The sequence below is a fragment of the Massilia sp. TWP1-3-3 genome (genome assembly GCF_049897805.1).
Lineage (GTDB): Bacteria > Pseudomonadota > Gammaproteobacteria > Burkholderiales > Burkholderiaceae_D > Telluria_A.
Map to the genome: position 1 here is coordinate 85,501 of NZ_JAFCWX010000006.1, position 22,659 is coordinate 108,159.

Below are 22,659 nucleotides of genomic sequence, written 5' to 3' on the forward strand. Positions count from 1 at the left end.
GCAGCACCCATTCATTTATACAATACCGGAGAATTCTATGTTTGCAATCCCAGAGCAGTTTTCGAACGCCACCAAAGCCAATTTCGAATCGCAATTCGCCATTTTCTCCTCGCTGACCTCGAAGGCATTCGAAGGCATGGAAAAGCTGATCGAACTGAACATGACTGCTGCCAAGGCATCGCTGGAAGAGTCGTCGGCCGCCGCCCGTCAGTTGCTGTCGGCTAAGGATCCACAGGAATTCTTCTCGCTGAGCGCCGCACAAGCCCAGCCAAACGCTGAAAAAGCGATGTCGTACAGCCGCCAGGTTGCAGCGATTGCCGCCGGCACCCAGGCTGAGTTCACCAAAGCAGCCGAGCTGCAAATTGCTGAAACCAACCGCAAGGTCATCACCTTGGTTGACGAAGTGACCAAGAACGCGCCTGCCGGTTCGGAGAACGTTGTTGCTGCCTTCAAGTCGAGCCTGGGCAATGCCAACGCTGGTTACGAGCAAATCACCAAGACGGCCAAGCAAGCTGTTGAAGCCATGGAAACCAACGTGAACACGGCTGTCAGCCAGTTCACCCAGGCTGCACAGAATGCCGTGCAAAAAGCCAAGAAGTAATTCCTGGTTGCTGAATGAAAAACCCGCCGAGGCGGGTTTTTTTACGTCTGCGTCATCAAGCAGCGGATCGTTCCCGCGTGGACGACTCTGGCAAAAGCGTAAGCCGCAAAGTTACATCTGGCTCACGATGCTGTCGCAATCACGGTGACGGTACAGCAGAGCAACATCGTCCTCGCGAACGCGGGGGCCCATGGAACGGTTCAACTGAGCAACTGTTGTATGGGTCCCCGCATCCGCGAGGACGATGTGAGCTATCGCTGCTACCCGGCCTCTTCGCCCAGATACGCCGCCTTTACCCGCGGATCATGCAGCATGTCGTCCGCATTCCCGCTCATGATCACGGCGCCCGAATCCATCACATACCCGCGGTGCGCCGCCTGCAGCGCCAGCTTCGCGTTCTGCTCGACCAGCAGGATCGTAATCCCCTGCTTCGACACATCGCGAATCACCTCAAAAATCTTTTCCACCATGATAGGCGAGAGCCCCATCGACGGCTCGTCAAGCAGCAGCAAGTCAGGGTGACTCATCAGCGCGCGCGCCATCGCCAGCATCTGCTGTTCGCCGCCCGACAAGGTACCGGCCATTGCCGACGCCCGTTCCTTTAGCCGCGGGAACACCGTGAACCACTTCTCCACATCCAGCGCAATGCCCGCCTTGTCGTTGCGCGTGTAAGCGCCCATCAACAGGTTTTCTTCAATCGACATGCGGGTAAAGACGCCCCGCCCTTCCGGCACCATGGCCAACTTTTTCTCAACCAAATGGAACGACTTGGCATCCTTGAGCGACACGCCCTTGTAGCTAATCACCCCTTCCACCGAGCATGGCGGCAAGGTACCGGTGATCGCCTTCAAGGTCGTGGTCTTGCCCGCGCCATTGGCCCCGATCAGCGTAACCAGTTCGCCCTTGTTCACTTCCAGGTCGATCCCCTTGACAGCTTTGATGCCGCCGTAGGCAACCTTCAGACCCTGGATCTTCAGCATAGTTTCGCTCATTAGTGGCCACCTCCCAGATAGGCTTCAATCACGGCCGGATTTTTTTGTATCTCGGCAGGCAAACCTTCTGCAATCACCTTGCCATACTCCAGCACCGTGATGCGGTCGCACAAACCCATCATCAGCTTGACGTCGTGCTCGATGAGCAAGATCGTCTTGCCCTCTTCCTTGATTTTCACCAGCAACTCGCGCAAGGCCAGCTTTTCCGTCGCGTTCATGCCTGCGGCCGGCTCGTCGAGCGCCAGCAGCACCGGATCGGTGGCCAGCGCGCGTGCAATTTCCAGGCGCCGCTGGTCGCCGTACGACAAGAATTTGGAGGTGCGCTTGGCGAACGCGCCAATGCCGACAAAGTCGAGCAGCGCTTGCGCGCGCTCGCGGATCATCGCTTCTTCGCGGCGCGCCGCCGGCAGGCGAAATACGGCGCCGAACACGCCCTGATGCGTGCGCACGTGGCAACCGACCATGACGTTTTCCAGCGCCGTCATTTCGCCAAACAGGCGGATGTTCTGGAAGGTGCGGGCAATCCCGGCCTTGGCCACGGTGTGCGGCGCCGACGGCGAATACGGTTTGCCGGCCAGGAAAAACCCGCCCGTATCCGGCTGGTACAGTCCCGTAATGACATTGAAAAACGTGGTCTTGCCGGCGCCGTTGGGGCCGATCAGGCCATAGATCTGGCCTTGCTGGATCTCGATGCCGACATTGGTCAGCGCCTGCAAGCCGCCAAAGCGCTTGTTCACGCCTTCGATTTTAAGGATAGTCTGTTGGCTCATCGTCATCTTCCTCACGCAGCCGGAAAGGCGTCTTGCTTGTTGGTCTCGGCCGCGTCCGGACGGTCTTCATGCTTGGGCGAGGGCCACAGGCCGGCCGGGCGATACAGCATGATCAGCACCATCGCCAGGCCGTACAGCAGCTGGCGCAACACTTCCGCTTCCACCAAGACCTTGCCGAACACCAGCATCTGGAACGGCTCGACCGTGTGACGCAGCACTTCCGGCAAGGCAGCCAGCAGCACGCCGCCCAGGATCACGCCCGGCACGTGGCCAATACCGCCCAGCACCACCATCGCCAGCACGGCGATCGATTCGGTCAGCGCAAACGATTCAGGCGACACAAAACCCTGGAACGACGCAAACATCGCGCCGGCCACGCCACCGAAGGACGCGCCCATGGTGAACGCGAGCAGCTTGATGTTGCGCGTGTTGATGCCCATGGCCTTGGCGGCGATTTCATCTTCGCGAATCGCGACCCAGGCCCGGCCAAGGCGCGAATGCTGCAGGCGCGAGGTGACGAACACGATGGCGATGCACAGGAACAGGAACAAGAAGTAATAAGCATTCACCGAGGGCATGGCGTAGCTGCCCAGCATGACGGTGGCCTTGGAACCGGCTTCGCCCGCCAGCGAAACGCCGGCGATCGAAACCGGGTCGATCATGTTAATGCCTTGCGGGCCGTTGGAAAAATTGATGGGCGCATTCAGGTTGTTCATGAAAATGCGGATAATTTCGCCAAAGCCGAGCGTGACGATGGCCAAGTAGTCGCCCCGCAGTTTCAGCGTAGGCGCGCCCAGCAAGGCGCCGAAAAAGCCCGCCACCAGCGCGGCTAGCGGCACGATCAGCCAGACCGACAGGTGAATGCCGTTATCCTGCACATCCTTGGAAATGAGGCCGCTGCCCAGCAGCCACTCGCTCAAGCGCGGATACTCGTCGGCCACCGACGTTAGCAACACCGCAAAATGGGGTGACGCCAGCAGCGCGGCCAGGTAAGCACCGATCGCAAAAAACGCGATGTAGCCCAGGTCCAGCAAGCCGGCAAAGCCAACCACGATGTTCAAGCCCAGCGCCAGCATGATGTACAGCAGCGCCATGTCGATGATGCGCACCCACGAGTTGCCAAAATTTTGGGCAACGAAGGGGAAAATCAGCAGCAGGAGCAGCACCACGCCCATGCTGGCAAATGCTTTTTTCTTGTTGTGCTCAACGTCAAAAGTGAGAAGTGCCATGGTGATCCTTTATCGGTTGTCGGTCAGGCGCGGTCGGCGACGCGTTCGCCCATGATGCCGGAGGGACGCACCGTCAGCACCAGGATGAGCACCACAAACGCAAAGATGTCCTGGTAGTGGCTGCCCAGAAAGCCGCCCGTCAGGTCGCCGATGTAGCCGGCGCCCAGCGCTTCGATCAAACCCAGCAAAATGCCGCCGATCATGGCGCCGTAGATATTGCCGATACCGCCCAGCACGGCGGCGCAGAAAGCCTTCAAGCCGGGCAGGAAACCCATCGCAAACTGGATCGATGAATAATTGGCGCCCCACATCACGCCGGCGATGGCGGCCAGCGCCGCACCGATGGCAAAGGTTGCTACGATGACCTTGTTCGAGTCCACGCCCATCAGGCCGGCAACGCGCGGGTTTTCGGCGGTGGCGCGCATCGCGCGGCCCATCTTGGTTTTTTCAACCAGCACCACCAGCGCGGCCATCGCCATCACGGCCAGCGCCAGCAGCACGACCTGGGTTTGCGAAATGACGGCGCCGCCGATATTGATCGGCTCGGACGAGAGCAGTTGCGGGAACGACAGCGGGCTGCGGCCCCAGATCATCATCGCAAACGTAGTCAACAGGTAAGAGACGCCAATCGCCGTAATCAGGGGCGCCAGGCGCGGCGCGTTGCGCAAGCGGCGGTAAGCGACCCGTTCAATGATGACGTTCACCAGCATGCACACGGGAATGGCGCCGGCAATGGCAATGCCCAACATCGCAAAGCCGGGCAAACCAGGCGCGACAATGGAGAGTCCCTTGAGGATCGACAGGCCGACCATGGCGCCGATCATCAACACGTCGCCGTGCGCGAAGTTAATCAGGTTCAATACGCCGTACACCATGGTGTAGCCGAGGGCGACCAGGGCATACATGCTGCCGAGCACAAGACCGTTGATAATCTGTTGGATGAATGTATCCATGTTTAAGCGCCTCTTTTAAATCGTTGTAACAAAAACGGCACCCGGGGAAACCCCCGAGGTGCCGCTCCTTGTTTCATGGTTCCAATGTAACCGCGCACCGCACGAGGCGTATTTACTTGCCTCCAGCGACAAAAATTCCGAGCGTCGTCATGATAGCGAGGAATGATAAAAACTAATATCGGAAAATAACACGTGTTCCAAATATTATTTCGCCAAGCACGGTTTTTTTGGCTTAAGCTGCCCCGACCAAGCCTTTGGGCAGCGGGAACGTCACATGTTCCTCCACGCCATCGAGCGCGCGCACGCTGCGCGCACCGAGTTCCTTGAGCCGGTCGATGACGGCCTGCACCAGCACTTCAGGCGCAGAAGCACCAGCCGTGACGCCGATCCGCAGCTTGCCAACGAGCCATTGCGGATCGATTTGCGAGGCGTTGTCGACCATGTAGGCGGGCGTACCTTTCTTTTCAGCCACCTCGCGCAGCCGGTTCGAATTCGAACTGTTGGGGCTGCCAACCACGATCACCACGTCCACCTGCGGCGCCATGAATTTGACTGCTTCCTGGCGGTTAGTGGTGGCGTAGCAGATATCGCCTTTTTTAGGCTCGATCACGTTTGGATATTTTTGCTTGATGGCGGCAATGATGTCGGCCGTGTCGTCCACCGACAAGGTGGTCTGCGACACAAACGCCAGATTGTCCGGGCTCGTCACGGCCAGGGCGGCCACGTCGGCCACGGTTTCAACCAGGTACATGCCTTCATTGGTTTGGCCCATCGTGCCTTCCACTTCCGGATGGCCGTCGTGGCCGATCATGATGATTTCGCAGCCCTGGCGGCGCATCTTGGCCACTTCCGCATGCACCTTGGTGACCAGGGGACAGGTGGCGTCGAAAATGGTCAGGCCGCGCGCTTCGGCCTCGGCCCGCACCGCTTTCGAGACGCCGTGCGCGGAAAACACCAGCGTATTGCCGGCCGGGACGTCGTCCAGGTCTTCGATAAAGATCGCGCCCTTGTTGCGCAAGTCGTCCACCACATAGGCGTTGTGCACGATTTCGTGGCGCACATAAATAGGCGCGCCAAACTGCTGCAGCGCGCGCTCGACGATTTCAATGGCACGGTCGACCCCGGCGCAAAAGCCGCGCGGCTGGGCCAGGAGAATTTCACTGGTCATTATGTTTCCCTCACGTTACTTGTTACTTGTCACTTGTTACAGCACCGAAATCAGTTTGACTTCGAATGTCAGCGACTGGCCGGCCAGCGGATGGTTGAAGTCGAAGGTGGCGCCGTCCTCGCGCAGTTCGCGCAGGATGCCGGCAAAGCGACCGCCGCCGGGCGCTGCAAAGTCGACCAGGTCGCCGATGCGGTAGTCGGCGCCCGGCGCCGAGTTTTCGTCGAGCGTGGCGCGCGAGACGTCGCGCACCAGCTCGTTGTTGCGCTCGCCGAAAGCTTGTCCGGGAGCGAGCTCGAACACCTTGTGCGCGCCCTCTTCCAGGCCCAGCAAGGCGTCTTCGAGGAACGGCGCGAGCTGTCCCTGGCCCAGCATCAGCGTGGCCGGGTTGCCGCCGAAGGTCGTGATGAGGTCGGTGCCCTGCGCGCTGGCAAGCCGGTAATGCAGGGTCAGGTAGGCCGACGGGGTGACGACCAGGGGAGTGGCATTGGACATGATGTTCGCTAGAGCTGGGAAAGCGATATTGTACCGCGTCAGGCTGGTGCATTCCGACCCCACGATGAGCACATTAATAGTTCCATTCGGTCAACTTTGCCGTATGCTACATGTTTCCCCATTTCAGGTGCCGCCATCATGGGCTTTGCCATACTCTCGCTGTTCTGTTCTTTTCTGATGTTTCTGACTGCCTGGCTGGTGGTGCCGCTGCTGGTGCTGTTGCCGGTATCGATTTTCTTCGGCTGGAAAGGCTACCGGGAAACGATAACGACCTATCCCGAAGCGGGCATCCTGGTGCGCCTGTTGGCGATGGCGCCGATCTTGGTCGCCATCGCCACCGTCCCGCTGGCACTGCTTTTTATCAATGCCAATTACCAGGCTTGACGGCGCCGCGAACTCCAGCCTGCCTCAGCGGTCCAAATAACACGGTTGCAATCGGGCGCCGTAGACCGGTGGAGAATGTGGATGGGAAGCATCAGCGACTGGCCGGAACAGCAGCGTCCGCGCGAACGCATGAACCGCGAAGGCGCCAAGGCGTTGTCGGACCCTGAACTGCTGGCGCTGTTCTTGCGCGTGGGCGTGCGCGGCAAAAGCGCGGTCGAACTGGGGCGCGACCTGATCGCCACCTTCGGCTCCCTGCACGCCTTGCTTGGCGCCGGCGCCGGGCAGCTGTCGGCGGTGCACGGTCTGGGTCCCGCCAAGTCCGCTCAGTTGCAAGCCATCATGGAACTGGCGCGGCGCGCCATCGGCGAGCAGCTGCGCGACGGCACCACCCTGTCCTCGCCCGACGCGGTGCGGCTTTACCTGCGCCTGCAACTGGGGCGTCAGGCGCATGAATCCTTCGTCGTGTTGTTCCTGGATGTAAAAAACCGCTTGATTGCCAGCGAAGAAATGTTCCGCGGCACGCTCACGCACACCAGCGTCTATCCGCGCGAGGTGGTAAAGGCGGCTCTCGTTCACAATGCGGCCAGCGTGCTGCTGGCGCACAATCATCCGTCCGGGGTCGCCGAGCCGAGCGAGGCCGACCTGCTGCTCACGCGCGCGCTGACGCAGGCGCTGGCGCTGGTCGATGTACGCGTGCTGGACCATTTTGTCGTGGCCGAGGCGAGCGTTCACTCCTTTGCCGAGCACGGCCAACTGTAGTTCGTCGGCGCTGCGCCGTTCCCGGGCGTTCGTCATGTTCAACCATCCATGACGCTGCCAAGCGCTATTCCCGTAGCTCCTTCAGGCGCGCGCGCCGGCTCTTGAACTTGAGAAGCGACAGGATCGCCAGCGCAAACACGGCGCTTAGCACGGCCGTCCCCTCGCGTCCCATGCCCGCCGCGACCCCGATCGCAGCTGTCAGCCACACCCCGGCCGCCGTGGTCAGCCCGGTCACCTGTTTTTCGTTCTCCGACTTCAATATGGCGCCCGCGCCCAGAAAGCCGACGCCGGCGGTCACGCCTTGCAGCACACGCGACGCATCCATCAAAGGCATGCCCGCCTGCAAGGGAATCAGCACGAACAAGGCAGAGCCGAGCGAGACCAGCATGTGCGTGCGCAGGCCGGCCGAGGCGCCCACCGATTCGCGCTCGTAGCCGAGCATCGCGCCCAGCACGATCGCCACCGTCAGGCGCACAACCACCCGGGTAATGTCCGAGGCATCGCCCAAATCGGAAAATTCTTCCTGCACGGTCATCCAGCATTCTTGAAACCACGGCTCCATGCGCAACTCCTGTTTTATTGGTATTTGACAGACCAGATTGTAGATGGATTCTTGCCCAGCCCCACGAACGTTGCAATGTGTCGCACATTGTTAAGTTTAATAATCTTAGAAGACACAATTGTTTTTCACAAGTCGTTGATTCTCTAGCGCTTTTCACGCTATACTCTTTCTTTTCCAAGTTTGGATTTATTTTAGGAGTGCGCTATGGCACGTGTTTGCGTAGTAACTGGCAAGGGCCCGATGGTTGGTAACAACGTCTCCCACGCTAACAACAAAACGAAGCGTCGTTTTTTGCCTAACCTGCAAAATCGCCGTATTTTCGTCGAATCGGAAAATCGCTGGGTCTCCCTGCGCTTGTCCAACGCCGGTCTGCGCGTCATTGACAAAGTCGGCATCGATGCCGTCTTGGTCGACATGCGTGCCCGTGGCGTTAAAGTTTAATTAGGGAGCTATCATGGCAAAAACTGGCCGCGACAAAATCAAGCTGGAATCGACTGCAGGTACGGGTCACTTCTACACCACCGACAAGAACAAGCGCACGATGCCTGCAAAAATGGAGATCATGAAGTTCGATCCCAAGGCACGCAAGCACGTCATGTACAAAGAAACAAAGATCAAGTAATCCGGATCCCCATTTCAGTACCAAAAGAGCCGCCCACGCAAGTGCGCGGCTCTTTTGTTATGGGCCGTGTTGTGTGCTTTGTTGTGTGCCCTGCTGTGTGATCTATCCGTGTCGGCGCAAGTGCTCGATCAAGCCGTCGGAAGCGTCTTCAATGTAGCCCAGGACCAGGTCAAAGCCATCGTCCTCGCCCTGGTAGGGATCGGGCACGATGTCCGAATCGGCATGCCTGGCGTACTGCATGAACAAGCCCAGCTTGTGGCGATGCTCGGGCGGACAGGCGCGCGTGAGCGCGGACAGGTTCTCGTTATCCATGGCGTAAATATGGTCGAACTCGGCAAAGTCGCTCGCCACAACCTGGCGCGCGCGCAAGCCCGACAGGTCGTAGCCGCGCTTGGCCGCACAAGCGGCCGAGCGCGGGTCAGGCTCGCATCCGATGCGATAGTTATGGGTGCCTGCCGAATCGATCTGCAGCCGGTCGGCCAGCCCCGCTGCGTGGGCGCGGGCGCGGAAAACGCCCTCGGCCGTGGGGGAGCGACAGTAGTTCGCCATGCACACGAAAAGGATGGAAGTAATTTTCATGTTGCAATCATCCCACAGGCTTTCCGGAATCACGCCACGCCGTTGACGTTCTTGTACATCACATCGGTGCGCAGCACGTACTTGACCCCGCGCAGCAATTCGGCCCCCTGGTGCGTCGCACGGTGCGGAAACACCAGCGCCATTCCCGTGCGCGGCTGGATCACTTCCACCTTGAATTCGGTCGCGCCGCCATCAAAGCCGTCATTGAGGTAGATCATAAACGTCAACATGCTCTCTTCATCCGGCCCTTTGGCGAAAGAGCCGTCCCTGTGCCACTTGAAATACTGTTGCGGCGTGTAGCGGTAGAAACGCAGCCGCTCATTGAAGCCGGAAAGCTGCCAGCCCGAAACCTCAGCCGGCAGCATGTGCCGGGCACGTTCGAACAGTGTCGCGGCGAGCGTTGCATCGTCGAAAATGACCCGGTCATTGTTGCGAATTTCTGCGGCGCGGCGCGACCCGGTGGAAAAGTTCACTTCAGACTCAACATAACCAATGTCGTCACCCAGCGCAATATAGCGCGCGCATTCCTCGGGGCTGAAAAAGTGTTCAATTGTGAAGACGCCCGGCGTCAGCTTGTTCACGGGCAGGGTCGCATTCATAGTGGTACTTTCAGAAAATAACAGGCCGAGGCCGATAAGTTCATCATAGCCAACTTAATTATTTACTGCAACTAACTTATTTTTCGTTTGCCACCAACCGCCTTGACGCCGTACAATCTGCCCTTGCATCGAGAGGAAAAGCATGTCGCCCACTAAAATGACGGAACAAGAATTTCTTCAAACATACGATATTCACGCATTCGACGTACCGCTCACCAGCGTTGACCTGGTCATTTTCACGCTGCGCGAGCAAGCGCTGCAAGTGCTGCTGGTCAAGCGCGGCGAGCACCCTTGCAAGGGGAAATGGGCGCTGCCCGGCGGCTTTATCGACATCCGGCGCGACGCCGACCTGGACGCGACGGCCTTGCGCAAACTGCGCGAAAAGACCGGCGTCGACGCGCCCTATCTGGAGCAATTGCAAGGCTTTGGCAGCGCCACGCGCGACCCGCGCGGCTGGTCGGCCACGTTTGCCTACTTTGCGCTGATCGATGCGAATGGCGTGAGCCTGGCCCACGGCGGCGGCAGCGACGCGGCCTCGTGGCATCCGGTCGACGGCCTGGCCGAGCGGCTCGACCTCGCGTTCGACCACGCGCAGATTTTCAACACGGCACTGCTACGCCTGCGCAACAAGGTGGAATACACGTCGCTGCCGGTGCACTTGCTGGCGCCTGAATTCACGCTGTCCGATCTGCAGCACGTGTACGAGACAGTATTGGGCCGCAAGGTCGACAAGAGCGCGTTTCGAAAACGCATCATGGATGGCGACTTCCTGGAAGAGATTCCCGGCAAGCAGCGCCACGCCAGCAACCGTCCCGCGCAGCTCTACACCATCCGGCAAGGCCAGCCCACCGTGTATTTTGCCCGCGCGATGGGTGCGTTGCGCTGAAACACCACTGAAACCGCTGAAAAAAAAGCGGCTCCCGAAGGAGCCGTGTTAGCGAAGTAAGGTGCGCCGCTGGCGCGTTATGCGTAGCTGCGCAAGCGCATCGAGAACTCTTCCAGCGACTTGATGCCCGATGCCTCGGCGCGGTTGCACCAGTCCTGCAACTGCTGCAGCAACTGGTCGCGCGTAAAGTGCGAGCGCTCCCAGATAGCGCCGAGCTCCACACGCATTTCATGCATGGTCTGCAGCGCTTTGCTATGCTGAAATAGCTCAACTAATTGTTGCTTGTGCGACGCTTCCAGCTTGGCCGGTTCGCGCTGCAACAGCTTGCGCGACGACTTTAAAAAGCGTGCCTCCAGCTCGGCCTTGGTTTTCAGGTGCGCCGCTTCTTCGCGCCAGGCCGCCTTGAGCGACTTGGCATACTTGGCCATCACATCGTAGCGATTGGCGATCACGGACTGCAAGGTATCGAAGTCGGCCACCACCTTGCCCTGGTCGAAAGCCGGCTTGGGCGCGAGCTTCTTGACCTTGGCCAGGCCCATCACTTCAAGCACGCGGATGTAAAAATAGCCAATGTCGAATTCGTACCATTTGGACGACAGCTTGGCCGACGTGGCAAAGGTATGGTGATTGTTATGCAACTCTTCGCCGCCGATCAAAATACCGAAAGGAATGATGTTGGTCGCTGCATCAGCGCAATCGTAATTGCGGTAGCCCCAATAGTGACCAATGCCGTTGATGATGCCCGCCGCAGTGATCGGAATCCACGCCATCTGGATTGCCCAGATGGTGATGCCGATGACGCCAAACAACGCAAAATTGACGATAAACAGCAGCACGATACCCTGCCAGCTAAAACGCGTGTAGACGTTGCGTTCGATCCAGTCGTCCGGCGTGCCCGAGCCATACTTCTTGATGGTTTCCAGGTTCTTGGACTCGATGCGATACAGCTCGGCGCCTTCAAACAGCACCTTGCGGATGCCGCGAGTAACCGGGCTGTGCGGATCTTCTTCGGTGTCGCACTTGGCGTGATGCTTGCGGTGAATGGCGGCCCATTCCTTGGTCACCTGGCCGGTGGTGAACCACAGCCAGAACCTGAAAAAATGGCTCGGCAGCGCGTGCAGGTCAAGCGCGCGGTGCGCCTGATGGCGATGCAAATAAATGGTCACGCTGGCGATGGTGATGTGGGTCACCACCAGGGTGTAGATCACGACTTGCCATCCCGACAATCCAACAATACCGTGCACCAGGAAATCGAAAACCATACTTAACAAATCCATTACTGCTCCAAAATAGTGGCGCTCGCGCCAGCCTGCACAAGAACTGAGGAATACACCTATTTTACGTCGAACAAGTGCCGCACGGCACGCTGGTAACGAATGATTTCAATTTATGAACGGGTCATCCCAGTCAATACAGCCAGCATTTGCGCGTCCAGTTCACGCATGTCGCGTGACGGATATGCAAGCTTGATTTTTCCATCACGCACCAGCGCGTATATGCCTTTGTTCACTTCGGACACCACGCCGCCACGACCGTTTTGCGGATCGGCGATCCAGAATCCAAGCTCGAGTTCATAACCGTCGGCACCGAACTTCTTGAGCGCGACACCCGGCCCGGGATCGGCCAGCACGCGCGGCAAATTGCGCGGCACCGCTTCGAGCAAGGCGATCACGGCGTCCAGATCATTATCGTACGACACTGTCAATTGTGTCGCCACCTGCACGTTAGGATTGGACAACGATTGGTTTTGCACGGGACCGGAAATGAGCATTTCGTTGGGCAGCACCGTGTCCACGCCATCGAGGCCTTGCAAGATGGTGTAGCGGGTATTGATCTGGGTAACTCTGCCGGAATACTTGTCGACCGTGATCATGTCGCCAATGGCCAGGCTGCGCTCGATCAGAATCACGAAACCGGACACATAATTGCTGGCGATCTTTTGCATGCCCAGCCCCAGGCCCACGCCCAGCGCGCCGCCGAACACCGACAGCACGGTCAGGTCGATGCCCACCAGCGACAGGCTGACCAGCACCGCCACCAGGATCAGGAGCGCGCGGCTCATGCGCGCAATCACGACCCGCAGCGAACTGTGCAGTCCTGCCACGCCCATCAGACGCTCTTCCATCAGGGCGCCGGCCCACATGGCCAGCATCAGCAAGATGACGACCGACACCGCGGCCTGCAAGATGGTCGATAGCGCGACGTGATTTTTGCCTAGCGGCAGCGTGGTTGTGTCCAGGAACAGGAACACATCGCCCCACAGCCCGGTCAGGTACAGGGCAACCCCGAGCCAGACCAGCAGCGAAAAGATTTTTTCGAACGTCACGAGGGTCGCGCCCACCGTTCCGCGGCGCGCGACGGCGCCGCGCAGCAAGTAGAACGCCAGGCGGATCAGGGCCAGCGAACCGAACACCGGCAGCGCCACCTTCAACAGATTGACGTTGCCCAGGTACGCTTTGGCGACAAGTTTAGAAATGGCAATCAGCGCCGCAATCAATGCGGGCGTGAGTACATCGCGGAAATTGGTCGCGCCCACGCGCAGCGCGCCGTTGCCGTTGACGCGCAACAGGCGCTCGAGCAACCAGCCGAGCGCCACACACACAACAATGATGCCCGCCTGCCAGACGATCTCTGGCTTGTGGATGTCGCCAAACAGGTCGGTCAGCAGGTTATGTAGTGGCATAGGCTCGCTGCGCTTTATTGCGCAGCGTCGGCGTCAGGGTTGGCGTCGGCGTCGGCGTCGTCAAGCGGCTGTTCGCGCGGCGCTTTCTTTTCGATCGGTTTGCGCTGCATGACGGCGGCAAAGAAACCGTCGGTATGATGCTTGTGCGGCAGCAGCTTGAGATAGTCGCCCATTTCCAGGTCGATCTTTTGCTCGGCCAATACCTGGCTCATCGGAACCAGGTCGAACTCCGGGTGCGCGGCGAGGAATTGTTCGACGATGAAATCATTTTCTTCGTTGAGCAAGCTGCACGTCGCGTAGACCAGGCGCCCGCCGCCCTTGAGCAGGCGCGCCGCGCCGTCCAGGATCGACGCTTGCTTGACTTGCATTTCGGCCACGGCCTCCACCTTCTGGCGCCACTTGACGTCAGGATTGCGGCGCAAGGTGCCCAGGCCACTGCACGGTGCATCGACCAACACCCGGTCGATCTTGCCGGCCAGGCGCTTGATCTTGGCATCGCGCTCGTGCGCAATCTGCACCGGATGCACATTCGACAGGCCGCTGCGCGCCAGGCGCGGCTTGAGCTTGGCGAGACGCTTTTCGGAAATGTCAAAGGCGTACAGGCGGCCCGTGTTGCGCATCAGCGCGCCCAGCGCCAGCGTCTTGCCGCCGGCACCGGCGCAAAAGTCGACCACCATCTCGCCGCGCTTGGCGCCGACGATCTGCGACAGTACCTGGCTGCCCTCGTCCTGCACTTCGATTGCGCCGCTTTTGAACAGCGGCAGGTTTTGCAGCGACGGCTTTTTCAGCACGCGCAGGCCGAGCGGCGCATACGGCATCGGCAGCGCCGCGATCGGCGCTTCGAGCAAGCCGGCCTGCACTTCGTCGCGCGTGGCCTTGATCGAATTGACGCGCAGGTCGAGCGGCGCGGGCTGGTTCAAGGCGTCGGCCAGGGCCAGCGTTTCCGCTTCACCATATTGGGCGACGAATTTGTCGAACAGCCACTTGGGCAGGTTGGTGCGCATCTGCGCCGGCATCAGGGTCCGGTCGATTTCCTTGATGCGTTCCAGGAAGGCGGTCTCTTCTTCGGTCAGGCCGCCCAGCGCGTCGGCGCCCACCGCTTCGGCCAGGCCGAGGATGGTGAGGCGGCGCATGGTCGGGCTCTGGCCCGCTTCGGCAAAGTCGGTGAAAAAGGATTTGTTGCGCAAGATGGCATAAATGCCTTCGGCAACGGCGCCGCGCTCACGCGAGCCCAGGCGCGGGTGGTCCTTGAAGTAACGCGACAAGGTCGAATCGGCGGGCGCCGAAAAACGCAAAATCTCGCGCAATACTTCTTCTGTATTGCCGAGTATTGCTGGTGGCAATCTCATGGTATTCCTTGGTTATTTTGTTGACTCGTGACGTGGCTCGGCGATCCGAACCTTGCCCTGATCAATACTGAGCCGGTCCTCGATGAACAGGCGGATCGCGCGTGGATAGAGCTGGTGTTCCTGCACCAGCACGCGCGCGGCCAGTGTGTCTTCGGTGTCGCCCGGCATCACGTCGACGCTGGCCTGGGCCACCACCGGCCCGTGATCAAGTTCGGCGGTCACGAAATGGACGGTGGCGCCGTGAATTTTTTCGCCGGCGTCGATTGCCTGCTGGTGCGTGTGCAGCCCGGGAAACAGCGGCAGCAGGGACGGATGGATGTTCAACAGCCGCCCGTCATAATGGTCGACAAAGGCAGGCGTGAGGATGCGCATGAAGCCGGCCAGCACCACCAGATCGGGCGCAAAACCGTCGATCACTTGTTGCAAGGCAGCGTCGAACTGTTCGCGGCTGGCGTAATCCTTGTTGGGAACGACGACCGTGGGAATGTGGTGCGACTGCGCAAATTGCAGCCCCTTGGCATCGGCCCGGTTACTGATGACAGCCGCAATACGCGCCGGCCATTGCTCGGCCCGCGCTGCATGCACGACCGCTTCCATGTTGCTACCGCGACCGGAAATGAGGATCACAATGTTTTTCATAAGGCGGCATTGTACCCTGAGCGGGAAGCCGGACCAAGCAGGCAGGAAAAATATGTTGCAGTGCAGCAGCCCGCTGCGGCCTTACTCGAAGGAGTAAAACACGCGGAACGGGACCTTTTTCTCGGCCCAGAAGTCGGCCGCGTCGCGAAATACGTCGAGCAAGGTTTCGCGCGCTTCCTTGTCGAATTTCTGGGTATTGGGCAGTTGCTCGATGACGACGATGAAGCCGGGCTGGGGGCCCGCCTTGCTGATCGTGTCGGTTAATACCTCGCGCAGTGCGTCAAAATTTTTGCTGCAGGGTTTGGGGAAATGAAAGCTTTCGCCGATCCGTCCACACACCTGCTGCTTGGTCAGCGTGTTGGCGCAATGGGCATACAAAAAATGCTGGCCAAGGCGCCCCGCTTCCTCCTGCAATTCCACAACTCGGAAAGCACGGATGGACTGTACAAGATTGGGCGGCACTGTTATCAACAAATCCATTATTCCCTCAAGTCGTCCTGGTGTATCGGGTGCGCTATCTATCCTCGAATGCCTGTTGGTGGTTGCCACGCGCCAATATACCCCCTAATCGTATAAGGGTAACGTTTTGTGTAACTTGAATCAACCCGAATGTGATTTCAAACGCAATATTTGTTAATAATCAGAAGGTTTTACCTAAATTTACGGGTCATGGCGAAGTCATGCGTTGATTGTGCGGTGCTGCGTGGCTCTCGCCACTTGCTGTTACATCTTGTTGCCACGAGACTTACGTAAAAGGCGCGGACCGGATTACCATACAAGCATGGCGCAAGCCAGCCTGTCAAATTGCACGTAATAACGACCTAGAGGTAATCATGAAACTGTCTATCACGCTTTTGCTGTCTGCCCTGGGCGCCGCCGCCGTGCCGGGCGCCAGCGCCGCCCAGTTTGAAGAATTTGGCCGCGTCCTGCGCGTCCAGCCGCGCACCGAGCAAATCCGCCAGCCGCGCGAAGAATGCCGCACCGAATACGTACAGGGGCAATCCCAGTATGCGCAGCCGCAGTATCAGCAGCAGCCCCGCAGCGCCGGCGGCGCCATCCTGGGTGCGATTGCGGGCGGAATCATCGGCAACCAGGTGGGCGGCGGCAGCGGGCGCGCGGCAGCAACGGCAGTCGGCGTCATGGCCGGGGCCGTGGCGGGCGACCGGATCAGCAACCAGGGCCGTCCGGTGGACCAGGGCCAGTACGCGCAGTCGCAGTATCCGCAAGAGCAGGCGGTGCGCCAGTGCCGCATGGTCGACGCGTACGAATCGCGCACCATGGGCTATGACGTCACGTACGATTACCGCGGCCGCAGCTACACCAGCTTCATGCAGCGCGATCCGGGCGAGCGGGTGCGCCTGCGCGTGACGGTGGAGCCGGACCAGTACTGATCGCTAGGTAAATCGCGCCCCAGCACGACCGCCACATCGTCCGCCCCCGGGGACGATGTGGTTTTTTTCGCTTGCACTACGGTAAGGCACCAACAGATAATGGGCGATCGAACCAGGCCCCTTATGCTCATCAAACGAAAATCCATCGAACAAGTCGAATCCTCGCGCCGTCCCGCGCGCAAACCCAAATTTGCCCCCGTCACGCTGTCTGAACAGGATGGCGTGCGCTACCTGCATTTCGGCACGGAATGGGTCCAGGGCGCGATGCGCATCCGCAAGCCCGACTGGCCGGAACTCGAATACGCGCAACAAATGATGGCCTGGATGCTGTTTCTCGAACAGCCGCGCGCCATTGCCCAGCTTGGTCTGGGGACCGCCACCCTCACCAAATTTTGCTACCGCCAGTTTCCCGAAGCCAGCGTCACCGCGGTTGAACTCAATGCCGCGGTCGTGACGGTGTGCGCCTCGATGTTCAAGCTGCCGCCCAACGACGCGCGCCTGAACGTGATTGAAATGGACGCGCTCGACTTCGTCAACGACCCGGCCAATGCCGACGCGTTCGACGTCCTTCAGTGCGACCTGTACGACGCAACCGCGCGCGGCCCGGTGCTCGACACGCCCGAGTTCTACCGCGCCTGCTGCGCCTGCCTGGCGCCGGGCGGTATCATGACGGTCAACCTGTTTGGCGACCACCCCAGCTTTGCTCGCAACATCAAGGCCATGAAATTCGCCTTCGCGCACGTCATTTGCCTGCCTGAAGTGCATGATGGTAATGTAGTGGCGATCTGCTTCCAGGCCCGCCCTGCCCTCGACTTTGACGTGCTGACCGCGCGCGCGCTCCAGATCGTGGCCGCCACCAAGCTGCCGGCCAAATCGTGGGTCAAGGGTATCAAGACTGCAGTGCAATAAGCAACGCAACCGGAGCGAACTTGAACGCAGAACACCATAAAGAAACGGCGCCCAAGACCCGGCCCAAGGCGCTCGACCTGCAAGCCATTTTCACCTGGTTGCTGGCCGACGGCATTGTCGAAAAAGCCACGGTGAAGGCCCAGTTCGCGCACGCGCAGGGGATCCACAAAAATGCCGTGGCGATGCATCCGCTGTCGGCTGTGGCGCTTTGCAAGATCGTCTCGGCATTGCCGCCGAATCGCTTGATGACGCTTGACGCGCTGACCGAGTGGGCGGCCGGCAAGGTTCACCTGCCCTTCATCCGCATCGACCCGCTCAAGATCGACTTCACCAAGGTTGCCGACGTGATGTCGGCCAGCTACGCGGCGCGCTTTAACATCTTGCCGGTGGAATTGAGCGCGACCAGATTGGTGGTGGCCACGGCCGAGCCGTTCAATATCGACTGGGCCCGTGAAATCGCCAAGATTTCGCGCCGCGACATCGAATTGGTGCTGGCCAACCCGCTCGACATTGCCCAGTATATTTCGCAATTTTTCAGCCTGGCCAAGACCATCAAGGATGCCAACAAGTCCAAGGGCCAGGACCTGGCGCTGCGCAACAACTTCGAGCAACTGGTTGAACTGGGCAAATCGAACAAGCTCGACGCCAACGACCAGCACGTGGTCAACATCGTCGACTGGCTGTGGCAATACGCGTTCGAGCAGCGCGCTTCCGACATTCACCTGGAACCCAAGCGCGAAATCGCGTCGATCCGCTTTCGCATCGATGGCGTGCTGCACCAGGTGTACCAGGTGCCGGCGGTGGTGATGATCGCCATGACGGCGCGCATCAAACTGCTCGGGCGCATGGACGTGATTGAAAAGCGCCGCCCGCAGGACGGGCGCATCAAGACGCGCACCTCCGGCGGCCAGGAAGTCGAGCTGCGCCTGTCGACCATGCCGACCGCGTTTGGCGAAAAGATGGTGATGCGTATTTTCGATCCCGACGTGGTCGTCAAGACGCTGCCTGAACTGGGCTTTCCGCCCGAGGACGCCGTGCGCTGGGACAGCCTGACGGTGCGTCCGCACGGCATCATCCTGGTGACCGGGCCGACCGGTTCGGGCAAGACTACCACGCTGTACACCACGCTCAAGGCCTTGGCCACGTCGGAAGTGAATGTGTGCACGGTGGAAGACCCGATTGAAATGGTGGAGCCGAGCTTTAACCAGATGCAAGTCACGCCGTCGATTGACCTGACCTTTGCCGACGGCGTCAAGGCGCTGATGCGGCAAGATCCGGACATCATCATGGTGGGCGAGATCCGCGACCTGGCCACCGCAGAAATGGCGATCCAGGCCGCGCTGACGGGCCACCTGGTGCTCTCGACGCTGCACACCAACGACGCCCCGGCGGCGGTGATGCGCCTGCTCGAACTGGGCGTGCCCTATTACCTGCTGGAAGCGACGCTGGTCGGCATCATGGCGCAGCGCCTGGTGCGCACGCTGTGCAAGCACTGCAAGTCAGACGATGGCGAGATTGCGGACGATGTGTGGGACAGCATCGGCGGCAATTGGAACATGCCCAAGCCGGCCAAGGTGTACCGGGCGGTCGGCTGCCCGGAATGCCGCCAGACGGGCTACCGGGGCCGCACGGGCCTGTACGAGCTGCTGACCATCTCGGAAGACTTTACCAGGATGATCGGCAAGGAAACCAACCTGGCGTCGCTGCGCGCGCAGGCGGTCAAGGATGGCATGAAGCCGCTGCGCATTGCGGGTGCGTTCAAGATCATGGAGGGCTTGACCACGGCTGAGGAAGTGCTCAAGGTCACGTCCAAGCTGACCAATTAAACGACAGGTAAAAAAACTGCCTAGCGGAAAACCAATTCAGCGGCTATAATATTGCCTCTTCGGGTCGTTAGCTCAGCTGGTAGAGCAGCGGACTTTTAATCCGTTGGTCGCAGGTTCGAATCCCGCACGGCCTACCACGAATACCCAAAAAGCCCACAAGGTAACTTGTGGGCTTTTTGCATTTGCGCGCCATTTCGGCTTGTGAACTGGCAGCGTTGGGTGTTTTGGTACCGTCCCGCCGAGCCGGACCGTCGCGTTTTGAACCATGCGGAACACAAGCCGGATTGCTTGATGCAACTCAACACCGAAATTCGCAACCCATCCAAATTTATGGTTTCCCAACGGCATTTTCTGCCGGGCGACAAGGCGCGATTATTACCGTCGCCAGTTCACGTTTCGCGGAGCCTCTGTTTTTCCTGTTTCGATAACATTCTTAGCATAAGTTCACTAAGCAACTTTCTTCGCGCACTTGCAGTGCGCCCGCCACGATAACAAGGCGCCCTTTCGCTGGAGGACCGTGCATGAACTTGAGCAATCTCCCCCTTGACCTTAGCGGCCTCACAGAAGCGAATCGCCCCATTCGTTTGCGCCTGTCCAATGAGAAAGGCGTCGTCGACGATCTGTTGCTGGTCAAACAAGTGAGCGGAGTAGAAACAATCTGCGGCGGGATCGAATACGCTTTGCTGTGCGTGTCCACCAAGGCGGGCATGCAGCTTAAGCAATTCATCGCCAATCCCGTCGAATTGCAGTTTGTGACGGATTCAGGTGGCTTGCGCTCCGTGTGCGGCATCGTTGGCGCCGTGGTGGAAGGGCACGCCGATGGCGCTCTGGCTACTTACCAGTTGATCGTGCGCGATGCATTCTCGCTCTTCGAGAAAACCTGCAACACGCGCGTCTTTCGCAACGCAAGCGAAGTCGATATCACCAACGTCATATTGCGGGAATGGCGCGAAGCCAATCCGGTAGCGGCGCGCGCGTTCAACTTCGATCTCGGGTACCTGAAAAGCTATCCGTCGCGTGAATTCACGATGCAGTACAACGAATCGAATGCGGGGTTTCTGCGCCGTCTATGGAAACGGCGCGGTATCGCTTGGTTCGTCCAACCTGGTTCGGCTACCGACCGGGGAAACGACCAGACGCCCGTGCACACTCTGGTTTTGTTCGACGATGCCATGTCGCTCAAGGAAAACGCCGCGGGTGCTGTGCGCTACCATCGCGACGCCGGCACTGAAATGCGCGACACCATCACCAATTGGCAAGCGGTTCGAACCCTGACAGCGGGGAACGTCACGCGCCGCAGTTGGGACTACGCGCAAGCATGGTCGATGGGCAGCGCCGACATCAGCGGCAACGACCAGGGGATCCTCGGCAATCAGTTCGCGGCCAGTCTGGATGACTATTTGATTGACGTCCCACACGCCGGTGATGATCCCACGGATTACCGCAGCCTTGGCGCGCTACGCATGCAGCGGCAAGAGTACGAGTCAAAATTCTTCCAAGGCGAAGGCAGTGACCGCAACATGTGCTGCGGCCAGTGGAATGCTGTCACGGGCCATCCGGAGATAGACTCACACCCTGCCGAGGAACGCGAATTTATCATCACGGAACTGCGTATCGAGGCCGAAAACAATCTCCCCAAGACGCTCGACGAGCGGGTGCGCCGCCTGTTCGCGCTGAATCACTGGGGCGGCAGCAGCGGCGACCTTGAACAAGCAAGCTTCGAGCGCGGTGTGCGCTATACCAATCACTTCACCTGCGTGCGGCGCGGCATACCCATCGTACCCGCCTATGACCCACGGTTTGACCTGCCCCGCACTGAAGCGCAAACAGTCACCGTGGTCGGCCCCGTCAATGAAGAAGTCCATTGCGACGAATTCGGCCGCGTCAAAGTGCGCTTCCCGGGGTGCCGCGTACCCGACCACGCGCATGCGCAGGGCGCGGGTACATCCGACAGTGATAAGGACTCCGCCTGGCTGCGGCTTGCCGGCAGCTGGGCCAGTGCGCAGTATGGCGCGATATCCTTGCCGCGCGCAGGCGACGAGGTGGTGGTTATCTTCCTGGGGGGCGACCCGGACAAACCGTTGATCGTCGGCCGCGTGCACGGCGCCAAGACGCCGCCGCCCTCCTTCAGTCGCACCAGCAAGCTGCCCGGCGACAGATACCTGTCCGGCATCCGGAGCAAGGAAGTCAAGGCGCAGCGCTACAACCAGCTGCGGATGGATGATACGCCGGGGCAGATCAGCGCGCAGCTGGAAAGCGAACACGGACACAGCCAGCTCAATCTCGGTTACCTCACTCACCCGCGCTGCGACGGCAAAGCCGACGCGCGGGGCGAGGGCTTCGAACTGACGACCAACGACAGTGGCACTATCCGCACTGCCAAGTCGCTTCTCATCTCGGCATGGAAGCGGCTCGATGCCTGCGGCAAGCAGTTAAGCAGTGAAGAGCACCTTGGGCTGATGCAGGACTGCCTGGACTTGTTCAAGTCGCTTGGTCAGTATGCTGCCGAGAATCAAGCACTGGCCCTCGACGCCGCGCCGCAGGCGGAGATCAGAAAGGACGTCGAGGCGGCCGCGGCTGGCAGCAACACGGAACCGAATGGCGATGGGGGCAAGCCGAGCATCAGCGTCACCGCACCCGCCGGCCTGGCCTTCACGACGCCCAAGACCATCGTCAGTTATGCCGGCGCCAACATCGATACGGTGGCTCAGCAGCACCTTCAGTTGACCGCTGGCCAGCGTTTCAATCTAAACGCGGGCAAGGGCATTTCAATGTTTGCGCATCACGATGGGATCAAGGTCATTGCGCACAACGGCGACCTGCTGATGCAAAGCCAGCACGGCGACATCCATATCAACGCCGACAAGAACATCAATTTAACGGCCACCAATGGCGCGATCAAACTGATGGCCAAGGAAATTCACGTCATCGCCGAAGATGGTTCCTTCATCAAGATCGGCGGCGGGATCACGCTTGGCACGAAGGGAGACATCGCCCACAAGGCAGCGAATTTCCCGTTTGGTGGCCCAGCAACAATGGCGACTGAATTTCCCACTTTTAGCGGTGGCGCTCCCGACCAGAAATTTACGCTCCAGTACCACCCGTTCGGGGAAAGCGCGGTCATCGCGCCCAACGTCCACTACGAGATCGACATGTCCGATGGGAGCCTCCTCAAGGGCGTCAGCGACGCGCAGGGCAAGACGGACCTTCTGCAGCGCGACGCCATGCATATTGCCGCCATTCGCATCTTGAAGCAAAACGCGTAA

General features: G+C 59.7%; 24 protein-coding genes and 1 tRNA gene. 11 read left to right on the forward strand and 14 right to left on the reverse strand.

Going from position 1 to position 22,659, the window contains the following annotated elements:
* Positions 1 to 37: 37 nt before the first annotated feature.
* A complete protein-coding gene (gene phaP, locus ACP7D4_RS07740) occupies positions 38 to 601 on the forward strand; it encodes a TIGR01841 family phasin (protein WP_426103284.1) in 564 nt (187 codons plus the stop codon).
* Between the two features lie 260 nt (positions 602 to 861).
* On the opposite strand, the gene ACP7D4_RS07745 is transcribed toward phaP, so the two are convergent.
* The 6 genes from ACP7D4_RS07745 to ACP7D4_RS07770 form a co-directional block, all read right to left on the reverse strand.
* Entirely contained in the window at positions 862 to 1,593 is a 732-nt protein-coding gene (locus tag ACP7D4_RS07745; RefSeq protein WP_426103285.1) for an ABC transporter ATP-binding protein, read from the reverse strand.
* Positions 1,593 to 2,363: an ABC transporter ATP-binding protein gene (locus ACP7D4_RS07750; RefSeq protein ID WP_426208498.1), complete on the reverse strand. Its 771-nt coding sequence runs from the start codon at positions 2,361 to 2,363 to the stop codon at positions 1,593 to 1,595. The genes ACP7D4_RS07745 and ACP7D4_RS07750 overlap by 1 nt, the downstream gene beginning before the upstream one ends.
* Positions 2,364 to 2,374: 11 nt before the next feature.
* A complete protein-coding gene (locus tag ACP7D4_RS07755; RefSeq protein WP_426103287.1) occupies positions 2,375 to 3,592 on the reverse strand; it encodes an ABC transporter permease subunit in 1,218 nt (405 codons plus the stop codon).
* A gap of 23 nt (positions 3,593 to 3,615) precedes the next feature.
* A complete protein-coding gene (locus ACP7D4_RS07760; RefSeq protein ID WP_426103288.1) occupies positions 3,616 to 4,545 on the reverse strand; it encodes a branched-chain amino acid ABC transporter permease in 930 nt (309 codons plus the stop codon).
* 232 nt (positions 4,546 to 4,777) lie between these two features.
* Entirely contained in the window at positions 4,778 to 5,713 is a 936-nt protein-coding gene (gene ispH, locus ACP7D4_RS07765; protein ID WP_426103289.1) for a 4-hydroxy-3-methylbut-2-enyl diphosphate reductase, read from the reverse strand.
* Positions 5,714 to 5,749: 36 nt separating this feature from the next.
* Positions 5,750 to 6,205, reverse strand: coding sequence for an FKBP-type peptidyl-prolyl cis-trans isomerase (locus ACP7D4_RS07770; RefSeq protein WP_426103290.1), 456 nt, complete (start codon positions 6,203 to 6,205; stop codon positions 5,750 to 5,752).
* 138 nt (positions 6,206 to 6,343) lie between these two features.
* Here ACP7D4_RS07770 and ACP7D4_RS07775 point away from each other — a divergent pair, with 138 nt between their 5' ends.
* Both ACP7D4_RS07775 and radC read left to right on the forward strand, forming a co-directional pair.
* Positions 6,344 to 6,589: a hypothetical protein gene (locus ACP7D4_RS07775; RefSeq protein WP_426208500.1), complete on the forward strand. Its 246-nt coding sequence runs from the start codon at positions 6,344 to 6,346 to the stop codon at positions 6,587 to 6,589.
* A gap of 81 nt (positions 6,590 to 6,670) precedes the next feature.
* Complete coding sequence (gene radC, locus ACP7D4_RS07780) at positions 6,671 to 7,348, forward strand: RadC family protein (protein ID WP_426208501.1); 678 nt, start codon at positions 6,671 to 6,673, stop codon at positions 7,346 to 7,348.
* Between the two features lie 64 nt (positions 7,349 to 7,412).
* Here the strand turns inward: radC and ACP7D4_RS07785 are convergent, their stop codons facing one another.
* Positions 7,413 to 7,910 (reverse strand): MgtC/SapB family protein, encoded by a 498-nt coding sequence (locus ACP7D4_RS07785; protein WP_426103293.1) that lies wholly within the window; start codon positions 7,908 to 7,910, stop codon positions 7,413 to 7,415.
* A gap of 204 nt (positions 7,911 to 8,114) precedes the next feature.
* Here ACP7D4_RS07785 and rpmB point away from each other — a divergent pair, with 204 nt between their 5' ends.
* Positions 8,115 to 8,351, forward strand: a complete 237-nt coding sequence (gene rpmB, locus ACP7D4_RS07790; protein WP_426103294.1) for a 50S ribosomal protein L28 — start codon at positions 8,115 to 8,117, stop codon at positions 8,349 to 8,351.
* Positions 8,352 to 8,361: 10 nt separating this feature from the next.
* The gene (gene rpmG, locus ACP7D4_RS07795) at positions 8,362 to 8,532 is read left to right on the forward strand and encodes a 50S ribosomal protein L33 (RefSeq protein ID WP_197422130.1); all 171 of its coding nucleotides are present in this window, start codon (positions 8,362 to 8,364) and stop codon (positions 8,530 to 8,532) included.
* Positions 8,533 to 8,634: 102 nt separating this feature from the next.
* On the opposite strand, the gene ACP7D4_RS07800 is transcribed toward rpmG, so the two are convergent.
* Both ACP7D4_RS07800 and ACP7D4_RS07805 read right to left on the reverse strand, forming a co-directional pair.
* Complete coding sequence (locus ACP7D4_RS07800; RefSeq protein WP_426208502.1) at positions 8,635 to 9,111, reverse strand: low molecular weight protein-tyrosine-phosphatase; 477 nt, start codon at positions 9,109 to 9,111, stop codon at positions 8,635 to 8,637.
* 29 nt (positions 9,112 to 9,140) lie between these two features.
* Positions 9,141 to 9,710 (reverse strand): 2OG-Fe(II) oxygenase, encoded by a 570-nt coding sequence (locus ACP7D4_RS07805; RefSeq protein WP_426208503.1) that lies wholly within the window; start codon positions 9,708 to 9,710, stop codon positions 9,141 to 9,143.
* A 142-nt stretch (positions 9,711 to 9,852) separates the two neighbouring features.
* Between ACP7D4_RS07805 and ACP7D4_RS07810 the strand changes: the two genes are divergently transcribed.
* Entirely contained in the window at positions 9,853 to 10,596 is a 744-nt protein-coding gene (locus tag ACP7D4_RS07810; RefSeq protein WP_426208505.1) for an NUDIX hydrolase, read from the forward strand.
* Between the two features lie 77 nt (positions 10,597 to 10,673).
* Here ACP7D4_RS07810 and ACP7D4_RS07815 read toward each other — a convergent pair whose 3' ends face one another.
* From ACP7D4_RS07815 to ACP7D4_RS07835, 5 genes are all read right to left on the reverse strand, one after another.
* Positions 10,674 to 11,873, reverse strand: a complete 1,200-nt coding sequence (locus ACP7D4_RS07815; protein WP_426103298.1) for a DesA family fatty acid desaturase — start codon at positions 11,871 to 11,873, stop codon at positions 10,674 to 10,676.
* Positions 11,874 to 11,983: 110 nt separating this feature from the next.
* The gene (locus ACP7D4_RS07820; protein WP_426208507.1) at positions 11,984 to 13,279 is read right to left on the reverse strand and encodes a mechanosensitive ion channel family protein; all 1,296 of its coding nucleotides are present in this window, start codon (positions 13,277 to 13,279) and stop codon (positions 11,984 to 11,986) included.
* A 14-nt stretch (positions 13,280 to 13,293) separates the two neighbouring features.
* Positions 13,294 to 14,628 (reverse strand): RsmB/NOP family class I SAM-dependent RNA methyltransferase, encoded by a 1,335-nt coding sequence (locus ACP7D4_RS07825; RefSeq protein ID WP_426103300.1) that lies wholly within the window; start codon positions 14,626 to 14,628, stop codon positions 13,294 to 13,296.
* 12 nt (positions 14,629 to 14,640) lie between these two features.
* On the reverse strand, positions 14,641 to 15,267 hold the full coding sequence (gene purN / locus ACP7D4_RS07830) for a phosphoribosylglycinamide formyltransferase (protein ID WP_426103301.1): 627 nt from the start codon (positions 15,265 to 15,267) through the stop codon (positions 14,641 to 14,643).
* 81 nt (positions 15,268 to 15,348) lie between these two features.
* Positions 15,349 to 15,747, reverse strand: a complete 399-nt coding sequence (locus ACP7D4_RS07835) for a barstar family protein (RefSeq protein WP_426208509.1) — start codon at positions 15,745 to 15,747, stop codon at positions 15,349 to 15,351.
* Between the two features lie 353 nt (positions 15,748 to 16,100).
* Between ACP7D4_RS07835 and ACP7D4_RS07840 the strand changes: the two genes are divergently transcribed.
* The 5 genes from ACP7D4_RS07840 to ACP7D4_RS07860 all read left to right on the forward strand — a co-directional run bounded on the left by ACP7D4_RS07840 (position 16,101) and on the right by ACP7D4_RS07860 (position 22,659).
* Positions 16,101 to 16,658, forward strand: a complete 558-nt coding sequence (locus ACP7D4_RS07840) for a glycine zipper 2TM domain-containing protein (RefSeq protein ID WP_426103303.1) — start codon at positions 16,101 to 16,103, stop codon at positions 16,656 to 16,658.
* Positions 16,659 to 16,781: 123 nt separating this feature from the next.
* The gene (locus tag ACP7D4_RS07845) at positions 16,782 to 17,567 is read left to right on the forward strand and encodes a spermidine synthase (RefSeq protein ID WP_426103304.1); all 786 of its coding nucleotides are present in this window, start codon (positions 16,782 to 16,784) and stop codon (positions 17,565 to 17,567) included.
* 20 nt (positions 17,568 to 17,587) lie between these two features.
* The gene (locus ACP7D4_RS07850; RefSeq protein WP_426103305.1) at positions 17,588 to 19,393 is read left to right on the forward strand and encodes a GspE/PulE family protein; all 1,806 of its coding nucleotides are present in this window, start codon (positions 17,588 to 17,590) and stop codon (positions 19,391 to 19,393) included.
* A 61-nt stretch (positions 19,394 to 19,454) separates the two neighbouring features.
* A tRNA-Lys gene (locus ACP7D4_RS07855) sits at positions 19,455 to 19,530 on the forward strand.
* 384 nt (positions 19,531 to 19,914) lie between these two features.
* On the forward strand, positions 19,915 to 22,659 hold the full coding sequence (locus ACP7D4_RS07860) for a type VI secretion system Vgr family protein (RefSeq protein WP_426208510.1): 2,745 nt from the start codon (positions 19,915 to 19,917) through the stop codon (positions 22,657 to 22,659).

Coding starts and splice junctions, on each gene's coding strand:
- phaP (WP_426103284.1), top strand. CDS start 38: ATGTTTGCAATCCCAGAGCAGTTTTCGAACGCCACCAAAGCCAATTTC.
- ACP7D4_RS07745 (WP_426103285.1), bottom strand. CDS start 1,593: ATGAGCGAAACTATGCTGAAGATCCAGGGTCTGAAGGTTGCCTACGGC.
- ACP7D4_RS07750 (WP_426208498.1), bottom strand. CDS start 2,363: ATGAGCCAACAGACTATCCTTAAAATCGAAGGCGTGAACAAGCGCTTT.
- ACP7D4_RS07755 (WP_426103287.1), bottom strand. CDS start 3,592: ATGGCACTTCTCACTTTTGACGTTGAGCACAACAAGAAAAAAGCATTT.
- ACP7D4_RS07760 (WP_426103288.1), bottom strand. CDS start 4,545: ATGGATACATTCATCCAACAGATTATCAACGGTCTTGTGCTCGGCAGC.
- ispH (WP_426103289.1), bottom strand. CDS start 5,713: ATGACCAGTGAAATTCTCCTGGCCCAGCCGCGCGGCTTTTGCGCCGGG.
- ACP7D4_RS07770 (WP_426103290.1), bottom strand. CDS start 6,205: ATGTCCAATGCCACTCCCCTGGTCGTCACCCCGTCGGCCTACCTGACC.
- ACP7D4_RS07775 (WP_426208500.1), top strand. CDS start 6,344: ATGGGCTTTGCCATACTCTCGCTGTTCTGTTCTTTTCTGATGTTTCTG.
- radC (WP_426208501.1), top strand. CDS start 6,671: ATGGGAAGCATCAGCGACTGGCCGGAACAGCAGCGTCCGCGCGAACGC.
- ACP7D4_RS07785 (WP_426103293.1), bottom strand. CDS start 7,910: ATGGAGCCGTGGTTTCAAGAATGCTGGATGACCGTGCAGGAAGAATTT.
- rpmB (WP_426103294.1), top strand. CDS start 8,115: ATGGCACGTGTTTGCGTAGTAACTGGCAAGGGCCCGATGGTTGGTAAC.
- ACP7D4_RS07800 (WP_426208502.1), bottom strand. CDS start 9,111: ATGAAAATTACTTCCATCCTTTTCGTGTGCATGGCGAACTACTGTCGC.
- ACP7D4_RS07805 (WP_426208503.1), bottom strand. CDS start 9,710: ATGAATGCGACCCTGCCCGTGAACAAGCTGACGCCGGGCGTCTTCACA.
- ACP7D4_RS07810 (WP_426208505.1), top strand. CDS start 9,853: ATGTCGCCCACTAAAATGACGGAACAAGAATTTCTTCAAACATACGAT.
- ACP7D4_RS07815 (WP_426103298.1), bottom strand. CDS start 11,873: ATGGATTTGTTAAGTATGGTTTTCGATTTCCTGGTGCACGGTATTGTT.
- ACP7D4_RS07820 (WP_426208507.1), bottom strand. CDS start 13,279: ATGCCACTACATAACCTGCTGACCGACCTGTTTGGCGACATCCACAAG.
- ACP7D4_RS07825 (WP_426103300.1), bottom strand. CDS start 14,628: ATGAGATTGCCACCAGCAATACTCGGCAATACAGAAGAAGTATTGCGC.
- purN (WP_426103301.1), bottom strand. CDS start 15,267: ATGAAAAACATTGTGATCCTCATTTCCGGTCGCGGTAGCAACATGGAA.
- ACP7D4_RS07835 (WP_426208509.1), bottom strand. CDS start 15,747: ATGGATTTGTTGATAACAGTGCCGCCCAATCTTGTACAGTCCATCCGT.
- ACP7D4_RS07840 (WP_426103303.1), top strand. CDS start 16,101: ATGAAACTGTCTATCACGCTTTTGCTGTCTGCCCTGGGCGCCGCCGCC.
- ACP7D4_RS07845 (WP_426103304.1), top strand. CDS start 16,782: ATGCTCATCAAACGAAAATCCATCGAACAAGTCGAATCCTCGCGCCGT.
- ACP7D4_RS07860 (WP_426208510.1), top strand. CDS start 19,915: ATGAACTTGAGCAATCTCCCCCTTGACCTTAGCGGCCTCACAGAAGCG.